Below are 21,582 nucleotides of genomic sequence, written 5' to 3' on the forward strand. Positions count from 1 at the left end.
CGACGGCGGCTCCGAGGGGATGGCTTGGCCGGACCCCATGATCAATTTTGCTGAACTTGACGCACAGAACTCAAGCTCCCGCCTCTCCCCTTGTGGGAGAGGCCGCATTTCGCGCGCAAGCGGGAAATGCGGGTGAGGGGTCTGCCTCCGCGAGCTCAGTGCGTGGAGAGAGACCCCTCACCCGCATCGCATTCCGCTTCGCTGCATGCGAAGCGGCCTCTCCCACAAGGGGAGAGGCGGGTTCGAGCAAGCGGAGACGAAATCTCGTCTCTCGCATTCCCGTCCCTCACGCGTCGATCGCGTCTTTGATGCGTCTGCGCGTCAGCGGCAGGTTGCGCAGACGTTTGCCGGTGGCGTGGGCGATGGCGTTGGCGATCGAGGCTGCGGCGGGGCCCTGACCGGTCTCGCCGCTGCCGAGGAACGGCTGGCCAGGGCGGTTGATGATGTGGACATCGATGCGGTCAGGCACCGCGTCGAAGCGCAGGATCGGATAGGTCTGCCAGTCGATGCTGGTGATCCTGGTGTCGTCGAAGCTGACGCTCTCATACAGCGTCCAGCTCATCGATTGCATGATCGCGCCCTCGATCTGGTTGGTCAGCCCGTCCGGATTGACGACCTGCCCGGAATCGACAGCGGCGACCGCGCGCAGCAGCCGCGCACGTCCGGTCTCGCGATTGACTTCGACTTCCGAAGCGATGGCGCAATAGGCCGCAAGGTTCTTGTAACGGGCGAAGGCAAAGCCGTAGCCGCGGCCGGCTTGCGGTTTCTGATCTCGCGTCCAGCCAAATTCCTGCGCGGCCTTTTCGATGACGTCGCGTCCGCGCGCGTCCTGGAGATGCCGCAAGCGAAACTCGACCGCATCGGCGCCGGCGAGCCCGGCAAGCTCATCCATGAAGCTCTCGATCGAGAACACGTTGTGATAGGCGCCGAGCGCGCGCATCGCCGAAATCCGCAGCGGCATCGCTGGAATGAAATGATGCACCACGTGCGCGTTGGCAAAATTGTAGAGCGGGATCGCGTTGCGGTCGCCGCCGCCTTCCGGCAAAGGCAACGGCTTTGGCGGCGGAACGGCAAAGCCCTGCGCCATGTGCTGCGCGGCGAGCAGCGTGCCGGCTTTGCCCGGCCGCATCGAATGGGTGTTGCTCCACACCGCAAAATTCCAGTCGGCGATGCGGCCATCGGCGTCGAGCGAGGCCCTCAGCTTCGTCACCATCGCCGGCCCGAACGGCTCCCAGGCGTGTTCCTGCTCGCGCATCCATTGCACGCGCACCGGCCGCCCCGGCAGCGCCCGCGCGATCAACGCGGCATCGGCCGCGACATCGTCGGCGCCGTTATGGCCGTAGCAGCCGGATCCCTCGACATGGATCAGGCGAACGCTCGCGGGCGGCATCCGCAGCATCTCCGCAATCGCCTGGCGGTCGGGATAGACGCCCTGGGTGTGCGTCCAGACCGTCATCGCGTCGCCGACGAAATGCGCCACCGCGCAGGATGGCCCGATCGAGCCATGCGACTGATAGGGGCGCGTGTAAGTGGCCTCGACGGTCTTTTGGCCGGAGACGGAAGGATCGCTGCGATTGAGGATAGTGGAATCCTGGGAAGGCAGGCTCGTGATCACATTGAGCAGATCATCCTGCCTTGGCAGGCTCGGGCTTTCCTTCCATTTCGCGGCGGTGGCGAGCGCGTTCATCGCCTTGACCGCCTGAAATTCCTTGTCCGCGACCACCGCAAGGAAATTGCCATCGCGCACCACCTTGACGACTCCGGGCAGTTTCTCGACGGCCGAGCTGTCGCATTCGACAAGCTGCGCGCCATAGCTCGGCGGCCGCACCACGCGCGCATGCACCATGTCAGGCAGCCGCATGTCCTGCACATAGGCTTCGCCGCCCGTGACTTTCGCCGGGATGTCCACGCGCGGCATCGCATGTCCCATGATCTTGAACGTTGCAGGGTCCTTCAAATTGGATTGCGGCTGTGCCTGCACATGGAGCACGTCGGCCGCAACCAGTTCGCCGTAGGTCAGCCGCCTGCCATCCGGCGCGACCACCGCGCCGTTCTCGGTCTTCAGGCTGTCTCCGGCGAGACCGAGCCGTCTCGCCGCTTCCGCGATCAAGAGCTCGCGTACCTGCGCGGCGGCATTCAGGATCGCGGTGCCGGAATCCTGCATCGAGTGGCTGCCTGATGTATAACCCTCGTTGGCCGTGAGTTGCGTGTCCGCGGTGACGACGTGGATCGCTTGGAAGGCCACATCGAGCTGTTCGGCGGCGATCTGCTGGAACGCCGTCTTGAATCCCTGCCCCAGCTCGACCTTGCCGGTGAAGGCGGTGATGCGGCCATCGGCGTCGATGCGGAGCCAGGAATCGAGATAGGGCGCGGTCGCGAGGCTGCCCGGCCGCTTTGCAGCCGCCGGCGCTCCTTCTTCCGCGAATGCACGGCCGAGCGAGAAGCTGACAACGAGGGCGCCGCCACCCTGCAGTACGCGGCGGCGATCGAGGATGACAGGCGCGTTCATTGGCCGCTCCTCTCGTTTGCGGATGCATCCGCCGTATCCATCAATCGCGCGGCGCGATGCACCGCGCGCAGGATGCGCATATGGGTGCCGCAACGGCAAAGATTGGGTTGCAGCTCGGCACGGATCTGCGCATCGGTCGGCTTTGGATTCCTGAGCAGCAGCGCCTGCGCCCGCATCATCATGCCGGCGATGCAATAGCCGCATTGCGCCGCCTGCTCTTCCATGAACGCGCGCTGGATCGGCGCCGGCGCGGACACGGTGCCGAGACCTTCCAGCGTCGTCACCTGCTTGCCTTCGAGCAGCACCAGCGGCGTCACGCAGGACAGCACGGCCTTGCCATCGACGATGACGGTGCACGAGCCGCATTGGCCGAGCCCGCAGCCGAACTTGGCAGCGTTGAGCTTCAGGTCGTCGCGCAGCACGTAGAGCAGCGGCGTATCCGGATCGGCATCGATGTGATTTTCCTGGCCGTTGACCTTCAATGTCATCATGGCTGGTCTCCCTGCGAAGGGTCGGCCGGCGCATTGCGCGGCCCAATGGAAGTCTGGAGAAGCGCGGTCTGGGTGCGGCGAGCATCCGCAACGGTCTTTTCAACGTCAGTCCAGGGCTGTTCCTTGCTGAAACGCATGCGCAGGTAATTGAGGAGCGAAGTAACCTGCGCGTCGGTCATGCTGTCGGCGAAGCCCGGCATGATCGGACTGCGTTCGCTCGCCACCGCCGGAACGCCGGCCAAAATGAGATTGGCGAGGTTGCGGGGATCAGGACTGGTGACCGCAGTGCTCAGCGCAAGGTTGACGCCGCCATAAGGCAGCGGCCGGCCGGATTCATGGCAGGAGGCGCAGGCCGCGACGTAGATCGCGGCACCCGTCGGGTCTCCTTGCGCCGGTGCTGATTCGGCTTGGGCGAGCACAGCGCTGCGATCGCGTTCCGGCTTCGCCGCGCCGGAGACGTCCATCATATAGATGGCGATGGCGCGCACGTCGGTGTCGGGCACCGTGGAGAGGTTGCTCACCACCTCCGCCATCGGCCCGCGCGCGGTGCCATGATCGGGATGCCAGCCGTCGCGCAAATAGGCATAAAGCGACTCCGTGTTCCACGGCACCGGCGCATGCGCGCGGTCGTTAAGGGCATAAGCGTGCCAATTGTCGGCCTCGCCGCCGGCAAACTGCGCGTTCACGCGCTCGGCGCCCAGCGCATTGCGCGGTGTGTGGCAGGCGCCGCAATGGGCGAGGCCGTCGACCAGATAGGCGCCGCGGTTCCATTCGGCGCTCTTTGCCGGATCCGGCTGGAATGTCTCGCGGCGCAGGAACAGCAGTTTCCATCCGGCGATGATGGGCCGCTGATCCAGCGGAAAGACGAGTTCGTTCGGCCGGGCCACCGCATGCACCGGCGGCCGGGTCATCAGGAACGCATAAAGCGCCCGGTCGTCCTCATCGGTGACATTGGTGAAGTGGTCATAGGGGAAGGTCGGATAGAGATGCTGGCCCTCGCGATTGACGCCGCTGCTCATGGCACGCCCGAAAGCCTCTTCCGACCACCTGCCGATGCCGGTCTCCGGATCCGGCGTGATGTTGGAGGAGAAGACCACACCGAACGGGGTCGGGACCGGCACGCCGCCGGCAAAATCCCGGCCGCCACGCACGGTGTGACAGCTACTGCAATTTCCCAGTGCAGCGAGCTCGCGGCCACGCTTGACAACGGCCGGATCGAACGATGCCGGTGGCGGCGGTTCGATCGCGGCGATTGCGGGTTGCCACACGATCGCAAAGGCCGCCGCTGCGCCTGCGGCCAGCGCGACAGCGACAATGCCTGCGATGATCCGTGGCGATCTCGCCATGCCGGCCATTTGAGTTTGTGGTTGGACCGTGTTTTAACACGGATATCCCGGCATCGTTCGCCGGCGGGGCTCCCGATCACCGCTTGTTGACTGCGTCTGAAACCGACATGGATTCTGTCCTCAACCGTCCGTCCGGCGAGACCAGCGATGCGCTTGCCGTGCTCAATTCCGTGTTCGGCCTCACCGCGTTCCGGGGCGCGCAGGAAGAGATCGTTCGGCATGTGACCGATGGCGGCAATTGCCTGGTGCTGATGCCGACCGGCGGCGGCAAATCGCTCTGCTACCAGTTGCCGTCGCTGCTGCGCGAGGGCTGCGGCATCGTGGTCTCGCCGCTGATCGCGTTGATGCGCGACCAGGTCGCGGGCCTCACCGAGGCCGGTGTCAACGCGGCGGTGCTGAACTCGACGCTGTCGCCGCAGGAAGCCAACGAAGTCGAGCGCCGCCTGATCGCAGGCGATCTCGATCTGCTCTACGTCGCGCCGGAGCGGCTGGTGACGCCGCGCTGCCTCAGTCTGCTCGCGCAGGCGAAGATCGCGCTGTTTGCGATCGACGAGGCGCATTGCGTCTCGCAATGGGGCCATGATTTCCGGCCCGAATATATCGGCCTTTCCGTGATCGCCGAGCGCTTTCCCGACGTGCCGCGGATGGCGCTCACCGCGACCGCCGACGAACTGACCCGCGAGGAGATCGCCGAACGGCTGTCACTCACCGACGCGCCGCGCTTCGTGTCGAGTTTCGACCGACCGAACATCCGCTACGAGATCATCGACAAGGTGAATTCGATGGCGCAGTTGAAGGCGTTCATCACCGAGCGGCATGCGGGCGAGGCCGGCGTGGTCTATTGCCTGTCGCGCGCCAAGGTGGAGGACGTCGCAGCCTCGCTCAGCGCGGCCGGCATCCCGGCGCTGCCTTATCACGCCGGGCTGGAGCCCAGCGTGCGCGCACGCAACCAGGATCGCTTCATCAATGAGGACGGCATCGTCGTCGTCGCCACGGTTGCTTTCGGGATGGGCATCGACAAGCCGGACGTGCGCTTCGTCGCCCATCTCGATCTGCCGAAGAGCATCGAAGCCTATTACCAGGAGACCGGCCGTGCGGGGCGCGACGGCAAGGCGTCCAGCGCGTGGATGGCTTATGGCCTCTCCGATATCGTGCAGCAGCGCCGCATGATCGACGAGTCCACCGGTTCGGATGCCTATAAGCGCGTCTCGATCGGCAAGCTCGATTCGCTGGTGGCGCTGGCGGAAACCGTGGGCTGCCGCCGGCGGCGCCTGCTGGCCTATTTCGGCGAGACGCTGACAGAAGAGAATTGCGGCAATTGCGACAATTGCCTGTCCCCGCCGCGCGTCCGCGACGGCAAGATCCTGGCGCAGAAAATGCTGTCCTGCGTCTACCGCACCGGCCAGCGCTTCGGCGCCATGCACCTGATCGACGTGCTGGTCGGCCGCCTTACTGAGCGCGTGACCCAGTTTGGGCACGACAAGCTCTCGGTGTTCGGCGTCGGCCGCGAGCTCAACGAGAAGCAGTGGCGCGCGGTGCTGCGCCAGCTTGTCGCGATGGGGCATCTTTGGGCCGACGGCGAGGCTTTCGGCGCGCTGAAACTGACGGAGAGCGCGCGCGGCGTCCTCAAGGGCGAGACTGAAGTTCTCTTGCGCGAGCAGGCGGAAGGCGCGCGCAACCGCGCCGTTCGTTCCAAGTCGCGGCGCGGCGAGCTAGCGCCGGTCGCGACCGGCCAGGGCAAGGCAGCGAACCCCGCGCTTCATGCCGCGCTGCGCGTCTGGCGTTCCGAGGTGGCGCGGCAGCGGGGCGTGCCGGCCTATGTCGTGCTGCACGATTCCACCATCGACGGCATCGCCGCCGTGCGCCCGACGACGCTCGACCGGCTTCGCGGCATCGCCGGAATCGGCGACAAGAAGCTCGAGCATTACGGCGACGAGTTGGTCGCTCTGGTACGGACGACCGAAGGGTGAGCGCCAGATCTCGGCGTTAGGCGGCGACATCCCCGTTTGCTATGGTGGCAGCCATGCACGAATTGGGCCTTCAGGACTTGATCAAGCGGATCGGCGCCGAGCATGTCCGGCGGCGGCTGAACGACGAGACCGAGCATGAGGCTCAACTGTTCGGCCAGGGTACGCTGTTCTTCAACCTGGAGAACTCGCTGCTTGCGCCGCGCGTGATCGCAACGGCGCTGAAAGTCACCGGGCTGTACGGCCGCGCGCGGCAGAACGCGGACCTCGTGTGCATCAGGCGCAACGAACTTGCCTCGACCGTGCTGCCGAAGAGCTTTGACGGTTTCACTCTCCTGCATATCAGCGACCTGCACGCCGACATGAGCGCTGGCGCCATGCGGCGGCTGCCCGGCATGGTCGCCGATCTCGCCTACGACATCTGCGTGCTGACCGGTGACTATCGCGGCCAGACCTTTGGTCCCTTCGACAAGAGCCTTGACTATCTTGCGCCGGTGATCGCGGCTTTGAAGCCGCCGGTCTACGGCATCCTCGGCAATCACGATTCGATCCGAATGACGCCGGCATTGGAGGCAATGGGCATCCAGATGTTGTTCAACGAGTGCGAGGCGATCCGGCGCGGCGATGAAGCGATCTATCTCGCCGGCGTCGACGATGCGCATTTCTATCGCGCCGACGACATCGGCAAGGCCGCCGCTCCGATTCCAGACGACGCCTTCTCAATCCTGCTTTCGCATACGCCGGAAGTGTACCGGGCGGCGGCAGCCGCAAGCTTTGATCTGATGCTGAGCGGGCACACCCATGGCGGCCAGCTCTGCCTGCCCGGCGGCATCGCGATCAAGCTCGAAGCCTGGCTGCCGCGCAAGTTCGGCGCCGGCGCCTGGCGCTACGGCAAGATGGCCGGCTACACCTCGGTGGGCGCCGGCACCAGCCTGCTGCCGGTCCGCCTCAACTGCCCGGCGGAGATCACGCTGCACACGTTGCGACGGGCGGGGTGACGCGCAGGCGCGCGTCAGAGCGAGAGCCGATCAGATTGAAGCGGTTACGGATTGGCTTCACCTCTCCCGCTTGCGGGGGAGGTCGGCGCGCAAGCGCCGGGTGGGGCTCTCTCCACTCGGGGAGTCCCAATGCGGAGGCACCCCCACCCCAGCCCTCCCCCGCAAGCGGGAGAGGGAGCGCAGCTTCACCGCGGCTACGGTTCAACCTGATTCGAATCATGCGTTGGACTAATTGCCCGGCTTCTTCGCGCTGGCGTTTTGCTCATTCGCCGTGCAGGAGATCAGAAGCGTGAAGCCGCGGGCACTTTTGGCGATCTCGGCCGTCTCCTTCTTCATCTCGCGCCGCTCGGTCACCCGGTACATCACGACGCTGTTGTCGAGGAAGTCCCTGAGCGCGCCGGTCTTGATGGCGAAGTTGATATTCTCAGGGATGTTGCCGGTCGCCCGCGCGACCTTGAGCGCGTTCAGCTTGGCTGCGACCACGCCGACCAAAGCGCCGGTGAAGTCGAGCAGCGGCCCGCCGCTATTGCCCGGCTGCACCGCCGCGCTGATCTGCAAATGGCGGGTGTCGTTGAAGATGCCGCTCAGCGAACTGACGATGCCGGTGGTCACGGTGAAATCGGACGTCAAGAGCCCGTGAAAGGGATAGCCGATCGCGATCACGCCGTCCCCGGTTTGCACGGAGTTTTCCCTGATGACCGCAGCCTCCTTGAACGGGGTCGGCGCCTGCAGCAGTGCGAGGTCGTTGGTCTCGTCGCTGGAAACCAGCCGCAGCTTGACGGGCGCCTCGCCGCTGAGATTGCCCGTGATCTCGCCGCAGCCATCGATGACATGATGATTGGTGACCACGTGACCATTGCTGGAGATCACGATGCCGGTCCCGGTCTGGCCCCTGGCCTGCTTCGGTGCGGCAGCATTGGGTGCGGCGGCACTCGGCGCGGCCGGCGTTGATGGGGCCGGCTTCGGCGGTGCGACCGCGAACTCACCGGCATTGGCGAGCCCATTCTTCCTGACGCTTTCGACGCAAGTGACCAGCGCGGGCAATAGCTGCGCGGTCTGGTTCAGGTTGAACTGGAAGAGCTGGCCCTCGGCGAACGCGCTCATCGTCCGCGCCTTGCGGAATTGATTGATCAGCGACGAATTGAGCGGCATGTCGACCGCCACGAGCTGTGCCCCAAGCGGCCGCCCATGCACGTTGAAGGGCTGCTGGCCGTCAAAGGTCAGCGTCATCGGAAAGGATTCGCCGGCCGTCAACCGCCAGCCCTGATGGGAAAATCCCAGGCGCCAATTGCCGCGGGCGTCGATCAGGACCAGAAAATAGATGCCGCTCTGATAGGAGGCACCGGCGGCGCAATGAGTGAAGTTGCCGCTGTTGTCGTCGGTATAGGCGCCGCCCTGCCAGTTGCCTATCGTGATCGAGCCATACGGCCCGCGCGCATGCGACGACGTCACGGACAAAACAACGCACGCGGCCGCGACAACCGCGCTGATCGCAAACCTCATACTCCACTCCCCAGCCAGCGCCCCATCATAGGAAGCTTCGCAAGTCATCCGCAAGTTGTGCGCGCAATGTTCCTATTTTGTTCTTTGAATCAAAATCCGTCAACCACAAAGTGTTTCCCGTAGCCCGGATGGAGCGAAGCGCAATCCGGGGCCTCATGCCGCGGGCGCGCCAACGCTCCATCCGGGCTACGGCAGTGGGGTGGATGCCGTCACCCATTTCGGAACGTGTAAGCATACCCATTGATCGCCGGCACGCCGCCGAGATGGGCGTAGAGCACACGTGAGCCGGCCGGGAAGAAGCCTTTCTGCACGAGGTCGATCATGCCCTGCATGGATTTGCCCTCATAGACGGGGTCGGTGATCATGCCTTCCAGCCGTGCACACAGCCGGATCGCTTCCTTGGTCGCGTCCGACGGCACGCCGTAGGCGGGATAGGCGTAATCCTCGAGCAGCACCACATCGTCCTCGACGATCTCGCGGCCGAGCTCGACGAGAGCGGCGGTATTGCGTGCGATCGAGAGCACCTGCGACTTCGTCTGCGCCGGCGTGAAGGAGGCATCGATGCCGATCACGTTTCGCGCGCGGCCGTCGGCGGCGAAGCCGACCAGCATGCCGGCATGGGTCGAGCCGGTCACGGTGCAGACAACGATGTAGTCGAAGCTGAAGCCCAGCTGCTTCTCCTGCGCCCGCACCTCCTCGGCGAAGCCGACATAGCCAAGCCCGCCATATTTGTGCACGGAGGCGCCAGCCGGAATCGCATAGGGCTTGCCGCCCGCGGCCTTCACCTCCTCGATCGCCTGCTCCCAGCTCTTGCGGATGCCGATATCAAAGCCGTCATCGACCAGCCGCACGTCGGCGCCCATCACGCGGCTGAGCAGGATGTTGCCGACGCGATCATAAACCGCGTCCTCATGCGGCACCCAGCTTTCCTGCACCAGGCGGCACTTCATGCCGAGCTTGGCGGCGACGGCCGCGACCATGCGGGTGTGGTTCGACTGCACGCCGCCGATCGAGACCAGCGTGTCAGCGTTGGACGCGATCGCATCAGGAATGATGTATTCCAGCTTGCGCAATTTATTGCCGCCGAAGGCGAGCCCCGAATTGCAGTCCTCGCGCTTGGCAAAGATTTCGACCTTGCCACCGAGATGCTTCGACAGCCGCTCCAGTTTCTCGATATGTGTCGGCCCGAAGGTGAGCGGATAGCGCGCGAATTTTTCCAGCATCGTGGTCCCCCTTGATGGCGTGGTCTCGATGCGGATTCCTAGCACCGGCTGCGCGAAAGGTGCTCTCTATTTCGATTGACTGCTTTATGCTCTGCTAGGCCAAATGTGCGCTCATACCGCCACTTCTCTCACAGACCGGCCAAATAATGAAAGAATCTTCCATGACTGCCAAGCTCGATCGCATCGACCTCAAGATCCTGCGATTGCTGCAGAAGAACGGCCGGTTGAGCAACGCCGAACTGGCCGAGAAGGCCGGCGTCAGCCCCGCCACCTGTCACCGCCGCACCCAGCGCCTGTTCGAGGAAGGCTTCGTGAAGGAAGTCCGCGCGATCGTCGCCCCACGCAAGGTGGACAAGGGCGCGCTCGTCATGGTTGGCGTCGTGCTCGATCGCTCCACGCCCGAAAGCTTTGCGTCCTTCGAGCAGGCGATCGCGAAGCTCAAATTCGTCCTCGACTGTCACCTCGTCGCCGGCGACTTCGACTACTTCCTGAAAATCCGCGTCGGCGACATGGAAGATTTCAACCGCATCCACGGCGAGCAATTGATCGCGCTGCCTGGCGTCCGGCAGACGCGAACCTTCTTCGTGATGAAGGAGGTGGTGGACAATGCACCGCTGGAGTTTTGAACCGGATCGGCCGCATCTTGCCGATCGCATGTCACGGCAACTTCACTTGCTTCGTGCCGCCATGGACGCGACGCTCCCTCTTCTTTGGGCTTTCATCAGAAAGAGGAGCTTTGCCATGCGCCTTCCCATCCTCGATCCGACCGAGCTGACCGACGAGCAGAAGCCGCTCTACGATGACATGCGCAAGGGCATCGAACGCCATTTCAAGGGCTTCGTGAACATGCGCGCCGACGGCGCGCTGCTCGGCCCCTGGAATCCCTGGCTCCGCGAGCCGAGATTCGGCAAGCCGGTGTGGGATTTGGTGAAGGCCGTCGCCTCGAACCCGCTGCTGCCGGCACCGGTGCGCGAGGTCGCGATCCTCGTCACCGGATCGCATTTCCGCTCGGGCTATGAGCTCTATGCCCATGTGCTGGTCGCCGAGGCGCGCGGCCTCTCCGACGAAAAGCTCGCCACCATCGTCGCCGGCCAGCGCCCGCTCGACCTGACGCGGCAGGAAGCGGTCGCCTATGATATGGCTTCGGCGCTCGTGAACGGCGGCGTGCTGCCGGAATTGACCTATCGCGCAGCGGTGCAGGAGTTCGGCGAGCACGGCGCAGCCGAGCTGTCTTATCTCGTCGGCGTCTACTGCATGGTCTCTGTCACGCTGAACACGTTCGACGTGCCGGTGCCGGATTGACGAGAGCCGAGTTCGTCTCTCTGCGTAGCCCGGGTGGAACGAACGCGAAACCCGGGACATCCGTATCAACACGACGAGCAGCCCCGGGTTACGCTAACGCTCCACCAGGGCTACGGCATCGGCAGTCCCCGCCATGTGATGGCCGCACGCCTACAACTGCAACCGTTTTTCGGGAGACTGAAATAGTGCCGTAGCGGGAAGGCAGTTTGAATACGCCATATCAACCAGCGCAAGGCGTAGGCCAGGGACGACACATGGCGCTATCAAACTTGAAGGGCGAATGGCCAGGGACGACACCGGGATATCGGTTCAAGATCCACAGTTCCTCCAGTGACATAAAAGTTGTTCTTGCGGTTCTCCTTGGTCTTTCTCTCCCTTTCAACGCATCGGCGCAGAGCATCACCAGCGCGACGCTCGACCGCATCAAGGCGAGTACCTCGGCGGTCGACAGCAACTTCATCAAGGCAAACGCCACAACATCCAAGGACTGGCCAACCATCGGCCTCGACTACGCCGAAACGCGGTTCAGCAAGCTCAATCAGATCAACACCGACAACGTGAAGAATCTTGGGCTGGTCTGGAGCTACAATCTTGAATCATCGCGCGGTGTCGAGGCGACACCCGTCGTCGTCGACGGCATCATGTTTCAGTCGGCGTCTTGGAGCGTGGTCCATGCGATTGACGCGCGGACCGGAAAAAAACTCTGGTCGTTCGATCCAGGTGTCGACCGGTCAAAGGGCTACAAGGGCTGCTGCGACGTGGTCAACCGTGGCGTCGCCATTTACAGGGGCAAGGTATTTGTGGGGGCCTATGACGGGCGCCTGATCGCGCTAGATGCCGCGACCGGCGCGAAGGTCTGGGAAAAAGATACGCTGATCGACCACGCGCATTCCTATACGATCACCGGCGCGCCTCGCGCGTTCAACGGCAAGGTCGTGATCGGCCAGAGCGGCGCCGAGTACGGTGCGCGCGGGTATGTCACGGCCTACGACACCGAGACAGGTAATCAACTCTGGCGCTGGTTCACTGTGCCCGGGGATCCATCGAAGCCGTTTGAAGACGCTTCGATGGAAGCCGCGGCCAAGACCTGGGACCCGGCAGGCAAATACTGGATCAACGGTGGCGGCGGGACTCCGTGGGACACGATCACGTTCGATCCCGACTTGAACATGGTCTATATCGGTACTGGAAATGGTTCTCCCTGGAATCGCAAATTCCGCAGTCCGTCGGGCGGCGATAATCTCTACCTCGCCTCGCTCGTCGCGCTCAACGCCGACACCGGCCAATATATCTGGCACTACCAGGAGACGCCCGGCGATAATTGGGACTACACGTCAACCCAGCCGATGATCCTCGCCGACATCATGATCGACGGTGTACTGCGTAAAGTGATCTTGCACGCGCCGAAGAATGGCTTCTTCTTCGTTATCGATCGTACCAACGGCAAGTTTATCTCGGCGAAGAACTTCGTCGATGTGAATTGGGCGACGGGATACGACGCCAACGGGCGGCCGATCGAGTTGCCGGCTGCGCGCGGCGACGGTCCATACGACTCCATTCCCGGGCCAGACGGAGCTCACAATTGGCATCCAATGTCGTTCAATCCCCAGACCGGCCTCGTCTACATTCCGGTGCAGCACATACCGGTTAGTGTGACGCCGGAAAAGTCGTTTACGCAGAATGCGGCTGCGCCGGGCAAGGTTGGCTCCATACTGGGCGGGAATATCGGCTTCGTTTTCAACAGCACACCTCCGAAATCGTCCGCATTCGGACGTCTGCTCGCTTGGGATCCGGCGCATCAAAGGGAAGTCTGGCGGGTCGAGCACGTCTCGCCGTGGAACGGCGGTACTCTGACCACCGCGGGCAACCTGGTCTTCCAGGGGACGGCGGATGGCCGCTTTGTCGCCTATGACGCAGCAAAGGGAACCAAGCTGTGGGAAACCCCGACCGGCAACGGCGTGGTCGCGGCTCCCGCAACTTACATGATCGATGACATACAGTATGTCTCGATTGCGGTCGGCTGGGGCGGCGCTTTCGGCATTTCTCAGCGAGTGACCGAGTACCAGAACCCGGGAACGGTCTATACATTTGCGCTGGGCGGCAAGGCGAAACTACCGGAGTTCGTGAAGTACCAGACCGAAGGTCTCCTGCAGGGCGTGAAGTACGATCCGAAGGATGTGAGGGAAGGCGGTGCCATCTATGTCGCGGCGGCGTGTGCAGCCTGCCACGGCGTGCCTGGTGTCGGCCCCGGAGGCAACATTAGAAATCTCGGCTACGTTCCGGCCGAAGAGATCGCCAATCTGAAGGACATTCTCTTCCACGGTCCGTTCCGCGACAAAGGCATGCCTGATTTCACCGGCAAGCTGACGGAAGCGGACGTTGTGAAAATCCAGGCCTTCATCCAGGGTACCGCCGACGCCATCAGGCCGAAGCGCAATTAGTTAGCCTTAAGCCAGTTGCGCCTCTGAACGGCGGCGCGCCGCCCGAATTGACTCCGTCCAAGAGCCTGGACTAAGCCGATGCCTTTGCCGAGCACATCGCGAGCAGCGACTTTGCAACTGGATCATCGGGGAAGGCAGTCAAAATACCCTCGTAGCAGCGGGCGGCTTGATCGAATTCACCTCGCTCGAAATGTAACGAGGCGTCCCACGTCAAATCGCACAGTCTGGCTGCATTGTCCGACGCCTGTAGCTCCGGATCGTCGCTGGCCTTGATGCCCAGAAGCTCATAGATCATGAACTCCCGCTTGCGACCCTTGACCTGAACCTTTCTGATCGGCCTTGCCACGATTTCCGGCCCGACAGCCTCGACCACGCTGTCGCTGATGCAGATCGTGGTTCCGAAATTCTTGTTGATGCCCTCCAGTCGCGCCGCAACGTTCACTCCGTCTCCCATCACCGTGTAGCTGAGCCGCTCGCTTGAACCGACATTGCCGACAAGCACCTCGGCGCAATGCAGCCCGATCCGAAGATGCAGTGACGGTCGCCCCTGCTTGCTCCAGTCCGCATTGAGCTGTTCCATTCGCCTCGTCGCCCGCATCGCGCCACAGCAGCCACGCAACACATCGTCGTCGCGATGGACCGGAGCGCCCCAAAACGCCATGATGCCGTCACCGATGAACTTGTCGACCGTACCGGACTCCTCCGCTATCGCGTGCGAGACGACTTCGAAATAGTGCGAAAGTTGCGCGAGGAGATCATTCGGCGCCATTTGCTCCGACAGGGTGGAAAAGTCCTTCAGGTCGGTGAAAAGCACCGTCATGAAGCGCTGTTCCACACCGAGCGTCAGCGGGGTCCCCGTCTTGATCAGATTCCTGACTATGCCCAGCGGTACGAACGAAGAGAAGGAGCGCAGCGACGTCTCGAACAGCTTGACGGCGGTTTGGAGTTCCTTGATCTCCTTGATCTTTGATGGCGTCGCGACCCCGTGCGAGAACGTCAGGTCCTCCACTGACCGCAAGTCCTGCGACACGCATTCGATCGGCCGTGACAATCTGCGGGAGAAGAAATGGATCAGCAGCAACTCGATGCCGGTGAGAGCGGCGATCAGGGCGACCATCTGCCTGTTCGTTCGCTTGAGGGTCCCGATAAAATCATCGGTCGGCGTCAGGGTGATAACCTCCCACGGTTTGCCGAAACTTCCTGGAAAGCGGGCAAATGAGGCGCTGATCTCTTCGCCGCCCTGCGGCGATCGGAACAGGAAATCGTCGCGATTGGTATCGCTCTGTAGCCGATGAGCCTCGCGCACATTGGGGTCGTCAATCGTATCCAGCCTGGCCATTTCCAGGCGGTCGTTCTCCAGTCTCACGCCTTTCTTCGGGTCAGGATAAGAGATGATCGTGCCATCGGTCGGATTGGCGATCACGGTGGTGCTGCGCGGGCTGGCGCGATGGCTGGTGAGAAACTGCGACAGCACGTTGAGCGTGATATTTGCCGAAGCACAGCCAACGAACGCGCCGTCCTTGATGATCGGGACTCTCACAATGATGACCGGAAAGCCGGTGTCCGGATTTGGCCTAGGCCCCTCGATGATCAGTGCGCGGGCATCTTTCGCCGCCTGGTAACCCGCAAGGGTCCTGATGTCCTCGATTGTCCCAACGTCATAACTCCCTACGACGTGGGGCCACGTATCGTAGAACGTGCGGTGCCGGACCCGTCGCGGCGAGCCGGAGAAGCTGTCGATATAGCCGGAATGCCAGTTCGCTGTCGCCGGAATCTTGGAATCGGAGCGCCGGCGGTCATCGTCGATGCGGGTCACAACCCGATGATAGCCGTCCTCCAAGCTGACATAGACCGCATCGATCTGCGGCGCCGATGTAAGCGCCTCGTGGAGCAACTCGCGGCTCTCCTCCTTTTTGAATATCTCGGGATCTTCCGCGGCGAAGGAGGCGAGCAATTCCAGCGTGGCCTCGACCGGATTGATCAGGCCTCGGGCGTCATCGATGCTGGCCCGCTTGGTCTTGGCCACGACGTCGTTCAGCGTCGCATTGATCGTGGCCGAGTTTTGCCAGTAATTGTAGGCCAGGATGAATATCAGCGCGGGAATGCTGAGGAGGACGAACAATCCCGACATCGCCGCGCTCAGTCGCAGCGCACCGATTGCGGGCGCGATCCGGCGATAAAGAATCCGGCTCAGCAGGATGGCAGCAACGACCGCAAGGAAGACCCACGGTCTCGGATCCCGCATCTGCGATCGCCATGATTGATCGTCAGACGCATAGATCAGGCCTTCCGGGAGCTTCGCTTCATCCAACATGCCGAGGTCGACATAGGCGCGCGCGATGGCGTTCCAGCGCGCGACACTCTGCTGACCGATCGGCGTGAGATGCGGCTCGATCAGCAGCTCGGTCCGCGCGGCCTCGAACAGCAGCGCCTTCTGAGTTTTTTGCGCGGCGTACTTGCCTCGTATCAGATCGGCGATCTCCTCCTTGTGGGCGAGCGCATAGGCCCACCCCCTCAAGCTCGCCTCGCGAAACGCTGCTACGCGCTCCGGATGCGCTGCGATCTGGCGCTTTGAGGTGCAGAGGTTGTCGCCGTAAAAGTCGAACCCGTAGGCGCGCGGCGAGAAGGCCAGATATGGCGTGCCGTACTCTTCGAACAAATACGGCTCGTTGGTGCTGTAGGCGACCATCGCATCGGCCTTGCCGCTGAGCAGATCACGCGGATTCCCGGAATGGGCGATGCGGGGCAGGTCCGCGTAGCCGACCCCCTCGTGCTTCAGCATCGCCGCGATGTCGTCGCTGCCGGGGGCATCCATCAAAGCGTGGCCCTTCAACTCGGAGACCGCATGGATGCCGGCGCGGTGCAGCACCAGGATGATGGCCGCGGAGTGCTGAAAGATCACAGCGAGGACGACATTGTTGGCGCGTTCGGCGCTGTTGACGAGCACGCTGGTCGTGCACACGCCGAAATCAGCAGCGCCTTTGGCCACTTCGAGGCCCGCGTCGACGCCAGGGCCGCCTTCGCGAACCGAGACATCGAGGCCGTTGTCGCGATAAAATCCCTTCTCGACCGCAGCGTAATACCCGGCGAACTGGAACTGATGTTTCCACTTCAATTGCAGCGACACCTGTTCGAGCGCGTGGGCCGGCGTGACCCGACCGAAGACAAGTTCGACCACGAGGCACAACGCGAACAGCACGTCGCGCCCATGACGCAACATTTGCGCTGCGGACATGTCGAGCCCTGCGCTCATATGTCAGCCTCGCAGGCAATGCCTGCCCTTCAGTCGCGAATTTGCCTCAAATAGACAAGTCTTGAGATAGCAGAGTCTGCATCAAGCCATACGGCACATCAAGCAAGGGGGGCTGGTGAGGCCGCTCCCAACACCTTATGGCAGCGCACCAATAATGCGTCAGTGACACTTCTGCTTCTGGGCCTCAAGCGACAATCGGATCGACGGGGAATGTCTGCCTCGCGCATAGCGGCTGCAATCAGCGACTCGAACCGAATAGCGCCACACTTGTTACTCTCACCGTCCGATTTCCGCTGCCAACTTGCGGCGAATGGAATCGCGCCTCACGCCACGAGGCCGCGAATTCGTCCAAATCAGGAGGTTTCCGGAGCCATGAACACATCGACAGAGAACGGACGGAAAGGCGGCCAGCGCGCCATGCACACACCACCGGTCGTATCGCCGCGGGAGTGGGAAGCGGCCCGCCAGCAGTTGCTCGTGAAGGAGAAGGCGCAGACCCGCGCCCGTGACGCGCTCGCCGCCGAACGCCGGCGCATGCCGTGGATGGCGGTGGAGAAGTCGTATACGTTCGAGGGGCCTGCGGGCAAGGCCAGCCTGCTCGACCTGTTCGACGGCCGGCGTCAGCTCATCGTCTATCGCGCCTTCTTCGAGCCGGGCGTGTTTGGCTGGCCTGATCACGCCTGCCGCGGCTGCTCCATGGTGGCCGATCAGGTCGCCCACCTCGCCCATCTGAACGCCCGTGACACCACCCTCGTCTTCGTCTCACGCGCGCCGCAGGCGGACATCGCGCGGCTGAAGGCGCGGATGGGCTGGCAGATGCCATGGTTCACCATCACTGATGGCTTCGACGCCGACTTCGGCGTCAACGAGTGGCACGGCACCAACGTGTTCTACCGCAACAGTGACCGCGTGTTCCGCACCTACTTCATCAACAACCGCGGCGACGAGCAGATGGGGGGCACCTGGAACTATCTCGACATCACGCCGCTGGGCCGGCAGGAGGTCTGGGAGGACTCGCCCGAAGGCTATCCCCAGACCCCGACCTACAAGTGGTGGAACTGGCACGACAACTACGTCGCCGACGCCGCGCCCGACAAGACGTGGGTCGAAGTGTCCGATGCCGGAGAGAAAGCATTCCGGAACAAGGACGCCGGCACGCAGCAATGAGCCGGGCTCGTTCCAGTCACTGAGCCCTGCGACGTGCAGGCGGCGCAGCGGTCGGCCGTAGCTCCATGTTGGATACGCCCGCCGCGATATTCAGGCCCGTCTGCGCCTGCACGGACAGCGGCTGCAAGGTGACCGTGCGGTCCGAGCCTCCGACCAGGACGTTGGCGCCCACGCCGGCGCCGACCGTGCCGCCGGCGGTCGCCCCCACATAGGTTCCCGCCAACGCGCCGCGGCGCAGTGTCGTCGGCGCAAAAACCGCCCATGTCAGTTGGCCGCCGGATGTGGCGCCGATGTCGAGCCCGAGCGTGCTGACGGTGCCATCATAAGGCTCGCGTGCTCTGCCTCTCGCCGACGTAAGGATGCAGCTCAGCTGCCGCTGTCCCCCGACGATCATCCCGACCCCTGGCGATATGCTGCAAGTGAGCGTGCCGACCTTCGTTCGCCCGGCCTCTTGAGCATTAGCCGGAGCGATGCCGAGCGCGAGCGCCAGGACACCTGCGGTTGCGATTCCGTTCAGCTTTGCTTTGTTCATGGGTCGCCCTTCATTGAAGCATTCCAACGGCACCCTCAACGCGGACAATGTCGTGATGTTCCCGCTCCTCGCAACGTCGAGGTGTAAGCGCGTTCGGAAATCGCTGCGCAAGACATTTGCAGCCGCGAATTGACTTCATTCGCTGCCCGCGACTGCACGCTCATGATGAACAGGTGTTCATGAGCGTGACCAAATCGTCACGGGAGTTTCGTTGAATGGCCTTGTCGATTGCTTACGTTTCTTTCGAAACGGAGGGCTTTCCATGAAGCAATCGCAGCATCTCTTGGATAACGCGGTGATCTGTTCAAAGCTTGCAAAGCGGACGACTGACAAGCAGACGAAAACTTATTTCAAGCGCTTGGAAGATTCCTGGAGGGCTCTGGCGCGCGAGCAGGACTGGCTCGATGGAGAAATCGCTCCGGTCGAAGTATCCAGGCTTCGCCGCCGGACCGGCGTCGGGCAGTCGCTGTCGTGACGCTGAACGGACTGAATTGGCTTCCTTGGTCGGCGAGATAGTCATGACCGTCTCGTCGACCAACCGACGCGAATAGCCGCTTCCGATATTCGATCGACACATCGCGCGGCTCACGCGCGATGTGTTGCAGGACCAGACTCCGCCGTCATAGCGGGCTGCATTCACTCGGTGCTCTCGCCTTGCAGCTCCGCCTTGAAGCCGTCGGTGTTTTCGAAATTCACCTTCACTTTGTCGCCGTCGAAGGTCAGCGCCCAGGTCTGGATTTCGCCATGCCCCAGGATCCGGCGCTCCATCACGAACGTATGGTCGCTGGTCCAGCGCCCTCTTGCGGCGTTGATCCCATACTGCGCCGGAGGGCTCTTGCGATAGGTTCCGTCCAGTCCGACCAATCCTGTGAACCGGCCATCTGACTTGTCGGTATAGGTCGTGATCACCCAGGACGAATCCGTGTCGTAAAAATTCAGCGTGAAACTTTTCAACCGCAGCCTGTTGTCGAAGAAATGATAGACCTTTCCCGAAACCACCTTGGCCAGCTCCGGCGTGCCGCCGATGGCGCACGGCTTTTCCGTCGCGGCTCGGCGTATCGCTTCGGTCAATAACGCCTTGGCGATGGGATCCTCGGGCAGCGGCTTGTCGGATTTGACCGCGCCCGAGATGTCGTCGATCAGCCCGGAGGCCGAATAGAACTCGGTGTCCCGCAGGGCCCCCGTCATAACGACGATAACATCCAGCCTCGGTATGATCAGGATCAATTGCGAATGCCGGCCGCGCGCCATGTAGGCGCCCTTTTCGGGATAAGACCACCACAGGTTCCCATAGTGGAATCCAAACGTCGCGGCGACCGGCCCGGACTTCGCCCTCTCGACCCATGACGACGGGATAAGCTGTTTTCCCTCCCACTGCCCGTTGTGAAGATATAGGTAGCCGATCCTGGCCATGTCGTGCGGCGAGAGATACAGGCCCGCTTCGCCGTCCGACACACCCTGCGCATCCACATTTCCCCATCGGGCGCTGTGGATGCCAAGCGGTTCGAACAGCTCCTTCTTTGCAAAATCGAAGGCGCTCTGCCCGGACCTCCTGTTGACGAGCGCGGACAGCAGATAAGGGTTGCCGCCATTGTAATTGAATGTGGCACCGGGCGCGCCAGCCATCGGCTGGTTCAGCACGAAGGCCGTCCGATCGGGGCTCTCGTACATCTTCATGATGGTCTCGCCGGGGCGATATGCCTTCTCCACCCATTCGATGCCTGACCTCATGTCGAGAAGGTTTTGCACCGTCATCGCCTTCTTCCGGTCATCGACGTCTTGGATTTGCTTGTCTGAAAACAGATCGATGACAGGGTGATCAACGCTATCAAGCTCGCCCTTTTGCAGCTCGATGGCGGTCAGCGTGCCGACGACGCTCTTGGTCACCGATCTCAAATCGTGGCTGATACCGGCGATGTACGGCGCATAGTAGACGTCAGCGACGATCTTTCCGTGGCGGATGATCGTCAGGCTGTCTTGCTGATAAGTGCCGACATTCTCTATCAGCCGGACAAGACTAGCCGAGTCCATCCCCTGTTCTTCGGGGCTCGACGTCTGCCAGGATTTTGTCGGCCAGAGGACTTCCTGAGGACCTTCACCGTCAGTTGCGGCATCAAGCCGGTTGGATGCGCCATAAAACTGAAAGCTCGCGACCAACGCGACAAGCGTCAGCATCTTGAAACGCATTCGACCCTCCCGGTTCACGCCTCTCGCCGAACTCTGCTCTTATCAATCATAGATTGAAATCTGCGCGAGATCGAGCCCGAATGAACGCAGGCTTGGCCATAGGCAGCTTGCGCGTCCCAGGCTTGCGAGTATACGCCCCGAACGATGATCCGGTGCAGACAGCGCCGGGCGTCAGATCCGAAACGAGTGCCTGATCTGCCTCAGCATTGACAGCGCAGCATCCGTGTAACGGCCTGCGTAGCAGTATTGATCGAACTGCGATGCACCAAGCAGCAGCAAGACCGCAATTGCGAAGCCCTTGAGCATAGGGGCCTCCTTTGTGGAAGAGACCGCCAACCGGGCCGGTCCGGGTTTCAAATCATTCCGGAATTCGCTGTCGCTAAAGCATGATCCGGAAGCGTGACTACCGCCTCCCCGAAAAAATCATGCTTAAACTAAGAAGCTAAAGCGGGATCACAATTCGAGGAAAAGTCATCACGCTTCAGTCGGCGACCACTTGCAATGACGAGAGGTTGGCAGGGATTCCTAGCCGAAAGCTGAATAAGCTTGGTTGACGGAAGAATACCGGAATCACAGAGATACTTGCCCATTCGGCGTGGCCCCGAGCGCAGTGCGACGCGCCGCGGATGTCGCACAACTCCGCGGCAGGGCCCAATCGCCGCA

15 protein-coding genes are annotated in these 21,582 nt (G+C 62.6%); 7 read left to right on the forward strand and 8 right to left on the reverse strand.

Annotated elements, in window-relative coordinates; genetic code table 11:
* Positions 1-286: 286 nt before the first annotated feature.
* The 3 genes from ACZXDY_RS29735 to ACZXDY_RS29745 are packed head-to-tail and all read right to left on the reverse strand — an operon-like array spanning position 287 to position 4,346.
* The gene (locus tag ACZXDY_RS29735) at positions 287-2,509 is read right to left on the reverse strand and encodes a xanthine dehydrogenase family protein molybdopterin-binding subunit (RefSeq protein ID WP_464347957.1); all 2,223 of its coding nucleotides are present in this window, start codon (positions 2,507-2,509) and stop codon (positions 287-289) included.
* Positions 2,506-3,000 carry a (2Fe-2S)-binding protein gene (locus ACZXDY_RS29740; RefSeq protein ID WP_028168700.1) on the reverse strand — a complete coding sequence of 165 codons (495 nt, stop codon included), beginning with the start codon at positions 2,998-3,000 and terminating at the stop codon, positions 2,506-2,508. Before ACZXDY_RS29740 ends, ACZXDY_RS29735 begins: the two co-directional genes overlap by 4 nt.
* Complete coding sequence (locus ACZXDY_RS29745) at positions 2,997-4,346, reverse strand: cytochrome c (protein ID WP_464347958.1); 1,350 nt, start codon at positions 4,344-4,346, stop codon at positions 2,997-2,999. Before ACZXDY_RS29745 ends, ACZXDY_RS29740 begins: the two co-directional genes overlap by 4 nt.
* A gap of 107 nt (positions 4,347-4,453) precedes the next feature.
* On the opposite strand from ACZXDY_RS29745, the gene recQ reads away from it, so the two are divergent.
* Positions 4,454-6,316 carry a DNA helicase RecQ gene (gene recQ / locus ACZXDY_RS29750; protein WP_464347959.1) on the forward strand — a complete coding sequence of 621 codons (1,863 nt, stop codon included), beginning with the start codon at positions 4,454-4,456 and terminating at the stop codon, positions 6,314-6,316.
* Between the two features lie 53 nt (positions 6,317-6,369).
* Positions 6,370-7,311: a metallophosphoesterase gene (locus tag ACZXDY_RS29755; RefSeq protein WP_464347960.1), complete on the forward strand. Its 942-nt coding sequence runs from the start codon at positions 6,370-6,372 to the stop codon at positions 7,309-7,311.
* A gap of 228 nt (positions 7,312-7,539) precedes the next feature.
* Here ACZXDY_RS29755 and ACZXDY_RS29760 read toward each other — a convergent pair whose 3' ends face one another.
* Both ACZXDY_RS29760 and ACZXDY_RS29765 read right to left on the reverse strand, forming a co-directional pair.
* Positions 7,540-8,814, reverse strand: a complete 1,275-nt coding sequence (locus ACZXDY_RS29760) for a S1C family serine protease (protein WP_464347961.1) — start codon at positions 8,812-8,814, stop codon at positions 7,540-7,542.
* Between the two features lie 209 nt (positions 8,815-9,023).
* Positions 9,024-10,037, reverse strand: a complete 1,014-nt coding sequence (locus ACZXDY_RS29765; protein WP_464347962.1) for a 1-aminocyclopropane-1-carboxylate deaminase — start codon at positions 10,035-10,037, stop codon at positions 9,024-9,026.
* Positions 10,038-10,198: 161 nt separating this feature from the next.
* Here ACZXDY_RS29765 and ACZXDY_RS29770 point away from each other — a divergent pair, with 161 nt between their 5' ends.
* The 3 genes from ACZXDY_RS29770 (at position 10,199) to ACZXDY_RS29780 (ending at position 13,780) form a co-directional block, all read left to right on the forward strand.
* Positions 10,199-10,663, forward strand: coding sequence for an Lrp/AsnC family transcriptional regulator (locus ACZXDY_RS29770; RefSeq protein WP_464347963.1), 465 nt, complete (start codon positions 10,199-10,201; stop codon positions 10,661-10,663).
* Between the two features lie 115 nt (positions 10,664-10,778).
* Complete coding sequence (locus ACZXDY_RS29775) at positions 10,779-11,339, forward strand: carboxymuconolactone decarboxylase family protein (protein WP_028166586.1); 561 nt, start codon at positions 10,779-10,781, stop codon at positions 11,337-11,339.
* 254 nt (positions 11,340-11,593) lie between these two features.
* Positions 11,594-13,780 (forward strand): PQQ-dependent dehydrogenase, methanol/ethanol family, encoded by a 2,187-nt coding sequence (locus tag ACZXDY_RS29780; RefSeq protein ID WP_464347964.1) that lies wholly within the window; start codon positions 11,594-11,596, stop codon positions 13,778-13,780.
* Between the two features lie 70 nt (positions 13,781-13,850).
* Here the strand turns inward: ACZXDY_RS29780 and ACZXDY_RS29785 are convergent, their stop codons facing one another.
* On the reverse strand, positions 13,851-17,015 hold the full coding sequence (locus tag ACZXDY_RS29785; RefSeq protein ID WP_464347965.1) for an ABC transporter substrate-binding protein: 3,165 nt from the start codon (positions 17,013-17,015) through the stop codon (positions 13,851-13,853).
* A 390-nt stretch (positions 17,016-17,405) separates the two neighbouring features.
* Here ACZXDY_RS29785 and ACZXDY_RS29790 point away from each other — a divergent pair, with 390 nt between their 5' ends.
* Complete coding sequence (locus ACZXDY_RS29790; protein ID WP_464347966.1) at positions 17,406-18,200, forward strand: DUF899 domain-containing protein; 795 nt, start codon at positions 17,406-17,408, stop codon at positions 18,198-18,200.
* A gap of 16 nt (positions 18,201-18,216) precedes the next feature.
* Here ACZXDY_RS29790 and ACZXDY_RS29795 read toward each other — a convergent pair whose 3' ends face one another.
* On the reverse strand, positions 18,217-18,732 hold the full coding sequence (locus ACZXDY_RS29795; RefSeq protein WP_464347967.1) for a DUF992 domain-containing protein: 516 nt from the start codon (positions 18,730-18,732) through the stop codon (positions 18,217-18,219).
* Positions 18,733-18,943: 211 nt separating this feature from the next.
* Here ACZXDY_RS29795 and ACZXDY_RS29800 point away from each other — a divergent pair, with 211 nt between their 5' ends.
* Positions 18,944-19,207, forward strand: a complete 264-nt coding sequence (locus ACZXDY_RS29800) for a hypothetical protein (RefSeq protein ID WP_349642690.1) — start codon at positions 18,944-18,946, stop codon at positions 19,205-19,207.
* A 161-nt stretch (positions 19,208-19,368) separates the two neighbouring features.
* On the opposite strand, the gene ACZXDY_RS29805 is transcribed toward ACZXDY_RS29800, so the two are convergent.
* Positions 19,369-20,919: a serine hydrolase domain-containing protein gene (locus ACZXDY_RS29805; RefSeq protein WP_464347968.1), complete on the reverse strand. Its 1,551-nt coding sequence runs from the start codon at positions 20,917-20,919 to the stop codon at positions 19,369-19,371.
* Between the last annotated feature and the right edge of the window lie 663 nt (positions 20,920-21,582).

It is taken from the genome of Bradyrhizobium sp. LeoB3 (assembly GCF_055456055.1).